Raw genomic sequence first — 12,286 nt, 5'->3', positions numbered from 1 at the left:
GTTTCTTGTCTATCGTCTTAAATCTTATATCTTAAATCTATTTTAAAACACCATTTTCCGTTTCCTAACCAACAACCAAATCACAACCGGTGCCCCAACTAGAGACGTAATGGCATTAATCGGCAAGGTATAATCGCTATTAGGAACTTGAGCAATACTATCACAAATAAGCATCACAATGCCTCCAAATAAAAACACGGCAGGCAATAATATTTTATGGTTTGAGGAATTAAAAACTTGACGCGTTAAATGCGGAATGGCGAGACCTATAAACGCAATGGGACCAGCAAAAGCCGTAATGGTTCCTGCCAATAAACTGGTCGCCATAATAATAGCAAACCGACTTCTTTTAATATTCAAACCTAAACTTTTAGCATAATTTTCACCCAAAAGCATAGTATTTAACGATTTTACCGAAGCTAAACTTACCATGAGACCAATGCTATAAATGATAAAAAAAATAAGTAATTCATCCCAAGATAAATTTCCCAAGCTACCAAAGCCCCAGAAGATATATTGTTGTAATTGTTGCGCGGATCCAAAATATGAAAGTACACTTACAATGGCTGATGTGATACTTGCAAACATAAGTCCAATGATAAGTATCGCCATGGTATCACGCACTTTTAGCGATACCATTAAAACGGCTAACAGCACTAAAAAGCTACCTAAACTGGCGGCAATAACAATACTCCATTTAGAAATTAAAAAAAGAGCAAAAACACCACCAAAAACCGATGAGCCAAGAATGACCAATGCAACCCCTAAACTAGCTCCGGAACTAATTCCCAAAACAAAAGGTCCTGCTAACGGATTTCTAAATAAAGTTTGCATTAATAAGCCTGAAATGCCCAAACCTGAGCCAACCAATATAGCAGTTATGGCTTTTGGTAATCGGTAATTTCGAATGATGTGTTGCCAAGTTTCTTGTTCGGTGGCGTTCCCCATAAGACTGTTGAACACGTCATTAAGTGGGATATAAACAGACCCCAAACTGATGTTCGCTAAAAAACAAACCACAAGTAAGATGGACAATGCCAAAAAAGACAGTTTATATGAATTTGAATTCGGCAATTAGTCTAAAGGTTTAAAAAAGTAAAGGTCATAATTTTTTAAGAGTTCTGGATGGCAAATTTTAATAATGTCTTTTAAAATCAAATCGGGTCTCGTGGTACTCAACTCAAAATATAGAATACCACCAGATGTTCCAGTTGTATTGATAGAGGAATAAATCGTATTATTTTGGAAAGCTTTAAAAAGAGAATGGTGGGTATTTCCATTTTTAAGAGCTTCTTTGCTGCCGTAATTCGATGGACTAAACCAAACATCAGCATTTTTAGCTTTTGAAAAAACGGTTTCAAAGTTTAGTGATAAGCTACCGGTTCCTTTGGAGTCTTTCCATAAATAATGGGTGTTCGCATCCTTGAAAAGTTGTGCTTCAGTGCTAGTGCCATTTGGTAAATACCAAACATCATTATGCATGGCGCCACTTAAAATAGTTGGTTGGTTTTTAGTGTTTTTAGCTAATTTTTTAGCTTCTAAATAATTGTTTTCAATGGTATTAAAAATAGAATCCGCTTCTTTTTCTTTATTGAATAATACGCCAAAAAACTTAATCCATTCTGCTTTTGCAAGGGGCGATTCTTCCACCCAATCCCCATTAAAAATAACTGGAATCCCCGATTTTTTTATCGTTTCAAAAGTCCGGTTTTTGCCATCAACTCCAAAACCAATCACGACATCCGGTTTTAATTCCAGTAACACTTCGGTATTAATACCTTCGTTTTTCCCAAGCTCTCTAACCAATCCGTTTTCAATTCTATGACGGGTTTTTTCAGAAGAAATATAATCGATGCCTGGAAAACCAATTAACGTTTCCTCAACATTTAAAAGTTCTAAAGCAGGAATGTGTGTGGTAGAAGTGACCACTATTTTTTGAATGGGTTTTATAATGATTCCATCATAAGCATCCGTTGGGAAAGTCGTTTTCGCAGCATTTTCTTTATTGATGAGAACATATTTAAAAACATTTTCAGCTTTAGGCCAAGGATTTTTTATTTCTAAAATTTTATAAGTACCATAATCTTCAACTGAAAAACCTTTAGCGTATTTTAAGGGTAATTGCTTGTTTTCAATACTAATGGGTAATTGATTTTTTGTCTCGTTTTTACAATTAAGTACCGTTAAAACAATAATTAAAAAAAAGGTTTTGTATTTCATTCCTGGAAGATGACAAATGTCATTTTTAAACATTTTAAAGCTTGTTATTTTTGGTAAAAATATTAACAATGAGAGACGGCTCAAATTTAACAATATATATAGTAGCTGTCGTATTAATAGCTCATTTTTTAATTGGATTTTTTTATTTGATTCATAAAATGACCAAGAAAAAGTAAGCTGTTGAATATTATTTTAAAGTTAATATTTACATTTGCACCGAAATTTGGTTTTATTCACTTCACGTGGATGAATTAAAAGGGAATCAGGTGCGTTGATTTACGAATTTAGATTTAAGATTTGCGATTGTTGAAATCGTAATTCGTCAATCGTAATTCAACAATTCCTGAACTGTTCCCGCAACTGTAAGTTTTTGCTGTCCCGTTAGTTATCGGTATTCAGCACCTCATTTTGAGATGTTATTTACTTCTAAAACCACTGGCTTTATTGCTGGGAAGGTAAAATAACATAAAACAAGTCAGGAGACCTGCCATTTTCAAAACAAATAAAGTTAAACTTTCGGGATAAAAGTTTGCGTATGATAATCCATGCGATTCTCGAGTAATTATTCATTAAAATGAACAAAAAAACAAATGTTTTTGGTGTACTGTGTTTTGGTATATCATTATGTGGCTTTGCGCAACAGCAAGTCGATTCAACAAATGTGCAACAGCTTGATGAGATTGTTGTTTCAGATTCACGTTTCCAATTAAAACGCGAAAACTCAGGTAAAACGGTTATTAAAATTTCGAAAAATGAAATTGAAAATAACCAAGGGCGAAACATTTCAGAATTAATTAATGCCAAAAGTGGTATTGAAATTAATGGAACACGAAGTGTTGAAGGGATTAATTTAGGGTATTTTGTTAGAGGTGGTAACAATAGGCAAGTTTTGGTGCTTATTGATGGCGTTCAAGTAAATGACCCATCCTTGGTTGCCAATGAATTCGATTTACGATTGATAGATTTGAATACTGTTGAATCTATTGAGATTATTAAGGGTGCAGCCAGTACTTTATATGGGAATGCTGCAGCTACGGCAGTCATCAACATTACAACAAAAAAAGGGGCTATTAAACCCATATCCGCTAGTTTTTTATCGGTTATAGGAACTAACCAATCGGCAGACGACCAGAATTACAATGGTGCCAGTTTCAACAATAATGTGTCTGTAAATGGCAGCTTAGATAAGTTTAATTATTTAGCCAGTTTTGCAAACAGGTATGTGGATGGTTTATCTGCTGCAAAATCTGAAAATGCTGAAAAAGATCCATTTTCCAGATTCAATACCAATCTTAAATTAGGTTATAACTTCAGCGATGCTTTTGAATTATCTGCTTTTGCGAGTTATGATAAGTTAAGAACAGATACAGATGGTTTTCCGCCACCAAACTATACTATTGCAGATACGGATGATGCTTATAAAAACGAACAAATAAGGGTGGGAATTTCACCAAAATTCACCTATGCCAACGGAAGTTTTCAACTGAATGCCGCTTATACAGAAATAAATAGGGAAAGTATTTCAGACTTTGTTACAAGTTATGAAGCGAAAAGTTATGTGTTGGATGCGTTTAATAAATATGTTTTTGATGACACGTTTTATACCATAATTGGATTTAACTATGCTGATTATAATACATTGTTTGATCAAGAACGTTCTTATACAACATCCGATCCCTATATAAATGCGGTTTATGTGTCGGATTTCGGGTTGAATTTGAATGCTGGAGCCCGATTGAATAACCACAGTCAATACGATTCCCATTTTGTTTATAATTTTAATCCGTCCTATACTGTAGAGGTAAATTCCGGATATGTTAAGGTTTTGGGTTCGTATGCCACTTCATTTATTGCACCTAATTTATCACAGTTATTCGGATTTTTTGGAGCAAATCCAGATTTAGAACCAGAAGAAAACAGAACTATGGAGGGTGGTTTGGAATTCTCAAATAGAAAAGGATTTCGTTTGAATGGGCTTTATTTTAACCGAAAAGAAGACAACACTATTATTTATACAACTGGTTACCAAAATGCCACCGAAAGTGCCACGGTTCATGGTGTGGAAGTTGAGGCAGCGATTAATTTAATTAAGGATTTAACAATTTCTGCAAACTATACATTTACGGAATTGCAAGAGGGTTTACGTTTGCGTTTGCCTAAACATAAAGTGAATGCTAATGTTGGTTATAATTTTTCTGAAAGCACCTATGCAGCTTTGACCTATCAATTTGTTGGTGACAGAACGGATACGGATTTTTCAACCTACCAAAACGTGGAATTAAAGTCGTTTTCTTTAATTGATTTATACTTCAGTCAGAAATTAATAGAAAATAAATTAAAACTTTTTGTCACTGTAAACAATCTGTTTAATGAAGATTATTTAGAAATTATTGGTTATACAACCAAAGGCAGAAACGTGAGTTTAGGAATGAATTTGAATTTTTAAAAAAAATAGATTAAATAAAAAGTCGTTCTAATTTAATAGAACGACTTTTTTATGGAATTAAATCACAATACCAAACACCATATTTGTCATTTTTACAAATAGAATCGTCTTCTTTGTTTGGGTTGTCATATTCACGATATACTTTTTCGCCCATGGTAAACGGAATGGGATTTTTGAAAATAGGACCATCAAAACAATAGGTATGGAATTCGCCATTTTCGCCACAAGGATCAACACCATCAGGTAAATTATCAATAAAGTTTCTGTCTATAATTGTTCCAACAAAGTCTTCACTAAAGTATTTTGAATTAGCGCAAACAATAATTGTTTTGAAACCTAAATCTAAAAACTCATTAATAAGTTCTTTAGTATCCCGTTTCCAGATAGGAAATACCGCTTTTAAATTCTGTTTTGCTAATTGTTCTTCTCTGTAAGTTCTCAAATCTTCTAAAAAAATATCTCCAAACCCACTATGCGTAAAACCTTCATTTTTTAATCTTGATACGGTCTCTAGCATTTTTTGCTCGTAGATTTCCATACTTGGCATTTCGGGTAATTCTATCAAACTGGATTTAATATTAAGTGCGTTGGTTTGGGCTATTAAAAGTTCATTTCTAAGCCCATGCATAGACACACGATTGTAATGGCTGTTTACGGTTGTTATTAATTCATCAACAGCATAATGGTTGTCCCGTAGCAAATAATATAGTGCTAGTGCAGAGTCTTTACCCGAACTCCAATTGAAATAGGTTTTAATTTTCGGTGCCAATAATTAATTTGATAAATTTATTGGAAGTTTTTTGTCAACATACATATCGTCACGGAATGGTTTAAAACTATTGCTATCTTTAAACAATATTAAAGAAGCTTCCTTTTCAGATTTTATTGGAGATAACTTTGCTGTTGGATTTTGAATGTCTGCTAAAGCAGTAGCCAATAATGTTTCATTTTCATCACCAATAGCACCTAAATCTAAATAACTTTCAGAGATTTGAATATCAGGAGTTAAACCATCTGAATAATCAGTTCTTCCAACTTTATTCAACGATTTAAAAATTAATGGCTGCATCGCGTAACTATGACTCGGATTCGCTCCTTGACGAGAAAAATCGGGGGAATCATAAAGTGTTGTAGAGGCTTGATATTTCCCAGCAGTATTCTCACCAATATGGATCACGTTAATATAGGGGTCTAAGGCGTTTATTACCAATTCGCTAGCAGATGCAGATGACTCTAAAGCAATTACATATACTTTTTGAAGATTTAGACTATTTAAATTGGAGCCATCATCGTTGTTTACAAATCGACTTATTAATAATTCTGGGTCTTCATTTTCAAAAGCGGCTTGAAATTCACTGTTCCATTGTTCTGTACTAAAAACGTCGCCTGTAAACTGACCCGTTATCATGCTTGATAATAATATAGCTGAATTTACGGAGCCACCAGAGTTATATCTTAAATCCAATACAAGATGTTGTACATTACTCGATTTAAAAGTAGCAAAAGCATCGTTAAGTTGTGTGTCAAAATTTGCCGTAAAACCATTGTACATTAAGTAGCCCACGTTTTGGCCTCCAATATTGAAAATGTTTGTTGCAAAAATGGGATTTTCGGTATATTGAGCTTTGGTAAGACTAACGTTTTCATTTCTAGAAACTACCGTGTCATCTGTTGTGGTAGAAGTGCCATTATCATTATAAGTGGCTAAATTTAAAGTATAAGCATTTGAGCTAAGTAGGCTCATGTAGTTATCGATTGATAACGGCGTACCATTAATGCCATTAAAAATATCACCCCTTGTTAAACCGTTGGCACTGGCACTGCTATTTGGTAAAACCATGGTTACAATACCTATTAATTGCGTGTTGCTGTTTGGTTGAAGAAATAATTTAAACTCCATGCCATTACTGGCTGTAATGCCTGATAACTGCTGTTCTAAAGCAATATAATCATCTACAATCCAACTGAATCTATCAACAGTTTCCCTTTGATAGATTAGACTTTCAAATAAATCTTCAGGACTTGAAAAACCATTTAAATAGTTGGCATAAGCTTCATTGCTAGTAAATGCGTCATTGGCTAGATTAGGAACGTTATCTTTGTACAGATATACTAAATTCATGCCTTTCCAAACAAAATCATTTATGGAACTTCCTGTGATTTGGTTATCATCATTATCTTCAAAACAGCTAATGCTTATAAAGGAAACAACTATTAATAGAATTAGGGACTTGTAGTTTCTCATTGTTTTTTCAGTTTGTTTGTAGGTTTAAATTCAACAAACATGTCTTTTCCAAGAAGTGTAAAATCTTTAGAATCACTAATTGCTTCAACTTTGATACCTAGCTTATCGGATTTAAGATTAGAGCTTTTTGAGATGGTACCAGTAATTAAGGATAAAGCCTTTTCAAGAAAAGGTTCGTTAACATCTCCCAAAGTGCCTAAATCTAATAAATTTTCTCCTTCTTCTGTACCACTAGATGTAGTATATGTTATCAAATAATCGGGAACTAAACCATTGAAATAATCTGTTACACCAAGCGAGTTTGCTGATTTTAAGACCAATGGTTGAATGGCATATTTGTGATTTGGATTAGCATTTGTTCTTCCGTAATTACTTGAATCATAAAGTGTTACCGAAGCTGTGTATTTTCCTGTTGTTGTAGTGCCAATTTGTACAACATCTATATAAGGGTCTAGTCCATTTATAACCAATTCGCTAGCAGAAGCAGATCCTTCAGTTGTTAAAATGTAAACTTTGTTTAAGTTAAGTGAGTTAAGCGGCGTATTATTGTTCAATTTGTTTACAAAGCGATTAATTAGGCTTACCGGGTCGTTGGCCTCAATATAAGATTGGTATTTACTATTCCATATTTCCCTAGAGAAAACATTATTTGTAAATTGACCAGTAATCATGCTAGACAACAAAATAGCAGAGTTGACACTTCCTCCGGGATTGTATCTTAGGTCTAACACCAATTCGGTTATACCTTCGGTTTTTAATTCACCAAAAGCATCGTTTAATGCCTCATCGAAGTTTGCAATAAATTGATTGTACATTAGGTATCCCACTTTGGTTCCATTGGCATCAATTACTTTATTAATAAGAATGGGGCTTTCAGTAAATGCTGTTTTAGTTAACTCCACAGTTTTGCCGTTTAAGGCTATGCTATTGTTGGTAATATTTGCCATACCAAGCGTATACGTGTTATTGGATCCAAATAGCAAGTTTTGATAATTGCTTACTGTTAGTTGTTGTCCATTAACCGTTAAGAAAAATTCACCTCTACCTATATCTTTTGCGGATGCATCTGAATTGTTGGCCACATACCTAATATATCCAAAAATATCATTAGAACCAGAAAGTCTCACTAAACCAAAATCCAAGCCATTGCTTGTAGAAATTCCTTGGAAAGAGTTTTCTAAGGCCACATAATCATTTACCAAATAGCTAAACTTATCAATCACATCTTTCTGATATAAAAGGTCATCAAATAAGGATTCTGGAGAGTTGTAGTTATTTAAAAAAGTATAATATTGATCTTGATTTGCAAATTTAGTGTCCGATAGATTGGGAACTTGCCCTTGCCACAAATAAATTTCATTCATACCTTCCCATATAAAATCGTTTATTTCACTATTTAATGTTATAGGTACAACAACAACTGGCTCGGGATCAGGAGTGGGTTCATCATTTTTGCTACAATTAAATAAAACTAATGCCATAAATGACAAAAGTAAAAGGACAATTGGCTTAAGTATTACATGGATTCTTTTCATAACATTTTTCATAGCTTAGTCATGTAAACTATAAAATAGCTTACATTATTATGTAAATATAAATATTTTGTAACAAAATAGATTGTTGTTCGTCGTAATCTCAAATAACCATAACTAAGTTATTTCAGAACTAATCAAACCAAAATAATGACTCAAAGAGAGTTTTTAAATATTGTGATGCCATTTAAGGATAAAGTGTTTCGCCTAGCAAAGCGATTACTTATATCTACTGAAGAAGCAGAAGATGCCACACAAGAGGTTTTAATGAAATTATGGAACAATAAAGAAAAGATTGAGGAGTACAAAAATGTAGAGGCATTTTCAATGACCATGACCAAAAATTTTTGTTTTGATAAGTTGAAATCCAAACAATCGCAAAATTTGAAAATTGTACACAGCAATTATGAAGATAATAGCACCTCATTACAAAAACAGGTTGAATTAAATGATAGTGTTAGTTGGGTATCACGGATTATAGAAGGGTTGCCCGAACAACAAAGAATGGTCATTCAACTAAGGGATATTGAAGAATATGATTTAGATGAGATTGCCCACATGTTGGATATGAATAACACAGCAGTACGGGTAACCTTATCAAGAGCTAGAAAAACAATAAGAGAAAAATTAACTAATACACACAGTTATGGTATTAAATAATATAGAAGAATTACTTGAAAAGTACGAAAACGGAGAAACATCCCTAAAAGAAGAGCAACAGTTAAAAAACTATTTTTCGCAAGAAACCGTCGAGCCGCATTTAGAGATATATAAACCCATGTTTGCGTATTTTTTGGTAAACCAACAAGAGCAATTTACTAAGGACGTTCCATTAAGCACTAAAAAAGTATTTAACTATAAATGGATTTCTGTTGCTGCGGTAGTTGTTATTATGTTGGGAATTTACTTAAAATCGACCATACATAACGATTTAGGTACTATTCAAGACCCGGAACTAGCTTTCAACGAGGTATCGAAATCGTTGGAAATGATTTCTAAAAGTTTCAATAAAGGAACTTCTACAATTGGCTACCTTGAAGAATATGACAAAGGAGCTTCAACATTAGGATATCTTAATGAAATTGAAAACACAACAAGTATTATTTTTAAAAAAAATCAATAAAAAACGAACACTCAAACAATGAATAATTTAAAAACAACTCTCATGAAAAAAATAATAGCATTAGTAGTAATGGCAATCATGTTATTGCCAATATCAGGAATAGCTCAGGATATTTTTGAAAAATACAATGGCAATTCAGAAGTCACCTATGTATCCATTCAGCCTAAAATGTTTCAAATGATAGCCAAAATGGGTATTAATGTAGATGATGCAGAAGCCAAAGCATATATGGACATGGTAAAAAGCATCACCAGTTTTAAAACTATAGTGACGGATAATAAAACCATTTCAGCCGATATTTCAAAATGGGTTAAATCCCGTTCAAGTTCTTTAGAAGAATTAATGCAAGTTAAAGATAACGGTGCAGAAGTAAAATTCTATATTAAGGAGGGTAAAGATTCCGACCACGTTAAAGAACTCTTGATTTTTGTAAACGGTATTGATAAAGTCATGCAAAGTAATGGGGTTGATATTAATGGTCAACAACGAAAAATCGAAACGGTGGTTGTATCGCTTACGGGTGACATCGATTTAAACGAAATATCTAGACTTACAGATAAAATGAACATTCCTGGGGGTCAGCATTTAGAAAAAAAGAAATAATTACATTATGCATCAATCAATCAAATTTCTATTAGTAACCATTTTTGCAGCCTTCTCTTTAGTTGGCTGCAATAATGGTTTATCTATGCAACGCTATTTTGTAGAACATCAAGAAGCAAATAATTTTTTGGCGCAAGATGTGCCAATAACGATGTTGAATATTGACGAATCGAAATTAACAGCAGAGCAAAGAGACGCTTACAAATCGATAAAACGATTGAATTTTTTAGGATATAAAATAGACTCAACTAATGTCAATGCATTCCATTCTGAGCTGGATAAAGTTAAAACCATTTTAAAGGACAAAAAATATAATGAACTTATCGATTTCAGTTATCAAGGATCTAAAATAGCTGTTAAGTACGTGGGTGATGATTATGAAGCAGATGAATTTATCATCTTTGGTAGCTCTAAAGACATGGGCTTTGGTGTTGTTCGTATTTTAGGGGATGATATGAGTCCAGAAAAAATAATGACTTTAGGACAATTATTCGAAAACTCGAATGTTGACACCTCGCAATTTGAAAATATGATGACTTTCTTTAAATAAAAGAATATTTTTTTTTATTCAGTAGGTTCGTCCTTACTTCCATTAGTTGGATGTTTCCAAAAAAAGAGATTTACAACTATTGCCAAAAAGATAATGGTAAGCATAGTTAAGACAACAAAATTAGCTAGAATACTAAGTATCCCTGCTACAAAAATACCCATAGCCATAAGGCCACAAAGTAGTAATGATTGTTTATCCGTTAACATGTTTTTATATTTTAAATTCCAGTATAATTACTAGGTGTTATATGTTTTAATTCTTCCTTTATTGCATTAGAAACCTCCAAGGTATCAATAAAATTTGAAATGGAATCTTGATTTATTTTTTCGTTGGTCCTGGTCAAACCTTTTAAGGCTTCATAAGGGTTTGCATAACCTTCCCGACGTAAAATGGTTTGAATAGCTTCGGCAACAACTGCCCAGTTATTATTTAAGTCCTCTGCAAATTTGGTTTCATTCAATAATAATTTATTCAATCCTTTTAAAGTCGATTTGAACCCAATCAATGTATGTCCAAATGGGACACCTACATTTCGTAATACCGTGCTATCGGTTAAATCGCGCTGTAATCTAGATACAGGAAGTTTAGCCGACAAATGTTCAAAAACAGCGTTGGCTATACCTAAATTACCTTCACTATTTTCAAAATCAATAGGATTTACTTTATGTGGCATGGCAGAACTACCTACTTCACCAGCTTTGATTTTTTGTTTAAAATAATCCATGGACACATACGTCCATATATCTTTATTTAAATCTATTAAAATGGTATTGATGCGTTTTAAGTTATCAAACAAAGCGGCTATATGGTCGTAATGCTCAATCTGTGTCGTTGGAAACGAATGGTGCAACCCTAAAGTGTCTTGAACAAATTTCCCTCCAAAAGCTTTCCAATCTGTATTGGGGAATGCAACATGGTGCGCGTTAAAATTACCTGTGGCACCGCCAAATTTAGCAGCATGTGGAATGTGTTTCAATAAATTGAACTGCTGCTCTAATCGTACCACAAAAACTGCTATTTCTTTTCCCAATCGGGTTGGAGATGCTGGTTGTCCATGGGTTCTAGCAAGCATGGAAATAGCTGCCCAATCCTCACTTAACGTTTTAAGTTTATATACAACTTTTAAGTATTCTGGAATGTAAACGTCATTCACAGCGTCTTTAATACTTAAAGGAATAGCCGTGTTATTGATGTCTTGTGAAGTTAATCCAAAATGAATGAATTCCTTAAAAGATGACAGACCTAATGCATCAAATTTATCTTTTATAAAATATTCAACAGCCTTAACATCATGGTTTGTAACATTTTCTATGTCTTTTATGGCTAGTGCATCTTCAGTTGAAAAGTTTTTATAAATGCCTCTTAAACTTTCAAATACACTTGAATCAACGTTTTTAAGTTGAGGCAATGGAATTTCACAAAGCGCAATAAAATATTCTATTTCAACTAAAACACGATATTTTATTAAAGCTTCTTCCGAAAAATAAGGCGCTAATTCGTTAACTTTATTTCTATATCTTCCATCAATTGGTGAGATGGCATTTAGTTGTGATAATGACATGTTGGG

General features: G+C 33.3%; 12 protein-coding genes and 1 riboswitch. Of the genes, 5 read left to right on the top strand and 7 right to left on the bottom strand.

Features of this window, described 5'->3' with window-relative positions:
- Positions 1 to 42 precede the first annotated feature (42 nt).
- A complete protein-coding gene (locus CDH49_RS07290; protein ID WP_100614830.1) occupies positions 43 to 1,074 on the bottom strand; it encodes a FecCD family ABC transporter permease in 1,032 nt (343 codons plus the stop codon).
- Positions 1,075 to 2,253 (bottom strand): ABC transporter substrate-binding protein, encoded by a 1,179-nt coding sequence (locus CDH49_RS07285; RefSeq protein ID WP_239970610.1) that lies wholly within the window; start codon positions 2,251 to 2,253, stop codon positions 1,075 to 1,077.
- Between the two features lie 174 nt (positions 2,254 to 2,427).
- Positions 2,428 to 2,726: riboswitch (cobalamin riboswitch) on the top strand.
- Between the two features lie 68 nt (positions 2,727 to 2,794).
- Between CDH49_RS07285 and CDH49_RS07280 the strand changes: the two genes are divergently transcribed.
- Positions 2,795 to 4,666 (top strand): TonB-dependent receptor plug domain-containing protein, encoded by a 1,872-nt coding sequence (locus CDH49_RS07280; RefSeq protein ID WP_100614829.1) that lies wholly within the window; start codon positions 2,795 to 2,797, stop codon positions 4,664 to 4,666.
- A 49-nt stretch (positions 4,667 to 4,715) separates the two neighbouring features.
- Here the strand turns inward: CDH49_RS07280 and CDH49_RS07275 are convergent, their stop codons facing one another.
- Genes CDH49_RS07275 through CDH49_RS07265 form a run of 3 tightly spaced genes read right to left on the bottom strand, consistent with a single transcriptional unit; the run spans position 4,716 to position 8,392 of the window.
- Positions 4,716 to 5,435 (bottom strand): Dph6-related ATP pyrophosphatase, encoded by a 720-nt coding sequence (locus CDH49_RS07275; protein ID WP_100614828.1) that lies wholly within the window; start codon positions 5,433 to 5,435, stop codon positions 4,716 to 4,718.
- 3 nt (positions 5,436 to 5,438) lie between these two features.
- Positions 5,439 to 6,911, bottom strand: coding sequence for a S41 family peptidase (locus tag CDH49_RS07270; protein ID WP_100614827.1), 1,473 nt, complete (start codon positions 6,909 to 6,911; stop codon positions 5,439 to 5,441).
- The gene (locus CDH49_RS07265; RefSeq protein ID WP_239970609.1) at positions 6,908 to 8,392 is read right to left on the bottom strand and encodes a S41 family peptidase; all 1,485 of its coding nucleotides are present in this window, start codon (positions 8,390 to 8,392) and stop codon (positions 6,908 to 6,910) included. Before CDH49_RS07265 ends, CDH49_RS07270 begins: the two co-directional genes overlap by 4 nt.
- Positions 8,393 to 8,593: 201 nt before the next feature.
- Here CDH49_RS07265 and CDH49_RS07260 point away from each other — a divergent pair, with 201 nt between their 5' ends.
- From CDH49_RS07260 to CDH49_RS07245, 4 genes are read left to right on the top strand one after another with little or no spacing between them, the layout of a single operon-like run.
- Positions 8,594 to 9,103: an RNA polymerase sigma factor gene (locus tag CDH49_RS07260; RefSeq protein WP_100614826.1), complete on the top strand. Its 510-nt coding sequence runs from the start codon at positions 8,594 to 8,596 to the stop codon at positions 9,101 to 9,103.
- On the top strand, positions 9,090 to 9,566 hold the full coding sequence (locus tag CDH49_RS07255; protein WP_100614825.1) for a hypothetical protein: 477 nt from the start codon (positions 9,090 to 9,092) through the stop codon (positions 9,564 to 9,566). Before CDH49_RS07260 ends, CDH49_RS07255 begins: the two co-directional genes overlap by 14 nt.
- A 42-nt stretch (positions 9,567 to 9,608) precedes the next feature.
- Positions 9,609 to 10,169: a DUF4252 domain-containing protein gene (locus tag CDH49_RS07250; RefSeq protein WP_100614922.1), complete on the top strand. Its 561-nt coding sequence runs from the start codon at positions 9,609 to 9,611 to the stop codon at positions 10,167 to 10,169.
- Positions 10,170 to 10,176: 7 nt separating this feature from the next.
- Positions 10,177 to 10,719 carry a DUF4252 domain-containing protein gene (locus CDH49_RS07245; RefSeq protein WP_100614824.1) on the top strand — a complete coding sequence of 181 codons (543 nt, stop codon included), beginning with the start codon at positions 10,177 to 10,179 and terminating at the stop codon, positions 10,717 to 10,719.
- A 14-nt stretch (positions 10,720 to 10,733) separates the two neighbouring features.
- Here the strand turns inward: CDH49_RS07245 and CDH49_RS07240 are convergent, their stop codons facing one another.
- Together CDH49_RS07240 and purB are read right to left on the bottom strand one after the other, a co-directional pair.
- Complete coding sequence (locus CDH49_RS07240) at positions 10,734 to 10,925, bottom strand: hypothetical protein (RefSeq protein WP_100614823.1); 192 nt, start codon at positions 10,923 to 10,925, stop codon at positions 10,734 to 10,736.
- A gap of 11 nt (positions 10,926 to 10,936) precedes the next feature.
- Positions 10,937 to 12,280, bottom strand: a complete 1,344-nt coding sequence (purB, locus tag CDH49_RS07235; RefSeq protein ID WP_100614822.1) for an adenylosuccinate lyase — start codon at positions 12,278 to 12,280, stop codon at positions 10,937 to 10,939.
- Positions 12,281 to 12,286 lie beyond the last annotated feature (6 nt).

Source organism: Confluentibacter citreus (assembly GCF_002807055.1).
Classification (GTDB): Bacteria; Bacteroidota; Bacteroidia; order Flavobacteriales; family Flavobacteriaceae; genus Confluentibacter; species Confluentibacter citreus.
This window is presented reverse-complemented; position numbering and strand designations above follow the sequence as displayed.

What these genes read in the sequence shown, in the direction of transcription:
- CDH49_RS07285 (WP_239970610.1), bottom strand. Translation starts at nt 2,253, where the DNA reads ATGTTTAAAAATGACATTTGTCATCTTCCAGGAATGAAATACAAAACC.
- CDH49_RS07280 (WP_100614829.1), top strand. Translation starts at nt 2,795, where the DNA reads ATGAACAAAAAAACAAATGTTTTTGGTGTACTGTGTTTTGGTATATCA.
- CDH49_RS07270 (WP_100614827.1), bottom strand. Translation starts at nt 6,911, where the DNA reads ATGAGAAACTACAAGTCCCTAATTCTATTAATAGTTGTTTCCTTTATA.
- CDH49_RS07265 (WP_239970609.1), bottom strand. Translation starts at nt 8,392, where the DNA reads ATGGCATTAGTTTTATTTAATTGTAGCAAAAATGATGAACCCACTCCT.
- CDH49_RS07260 (WP_100614826.1), top strand. Translation starts at nt 8,594, where the DNA reads ATGACTCAAAGAGAGTTTTTAAATATTGTGATGCCATTTAAGGATAAA.
- CDH49_RS07255 (WP_100614825.1), top strand. Translation starts at nt 9,090, where the DNA reads ATGGTATTAAATAATATAGAAGAATTACTTGAAAAGTACGAAAACGGA.
- CDH49_RS07250 (WP_100614922.1), top strand. Translation starts at nt 9,609, where the DNA reads ATGAAAAAAATAATAGCATTAGTAGTAATGGCAATCATGTTATTGCCA.
- CDH49_RS07245 (WP_100614824.1), top strand. Translation starts at nt 10,177, where the DNA reads ATGCATCAATCAATCAAATTTCTATTAGTAACCATTTTTGCAGCCTTC.
- CDH49_RS07240 (WP_100614823.1), bottom strand. Translation starts at nt 10,925, where the DNA reads ATGTTAACGGATAAACAATCATTACTACTTTGTGGCCTTATGGCTATG.
- purB (WP_100614822.1), bottom strand. Translation starts at nt 12,280, where the DNA reads ATGTCATTATCACAACTAAATGCCATCTCACCAATTGATGGAAGATAT.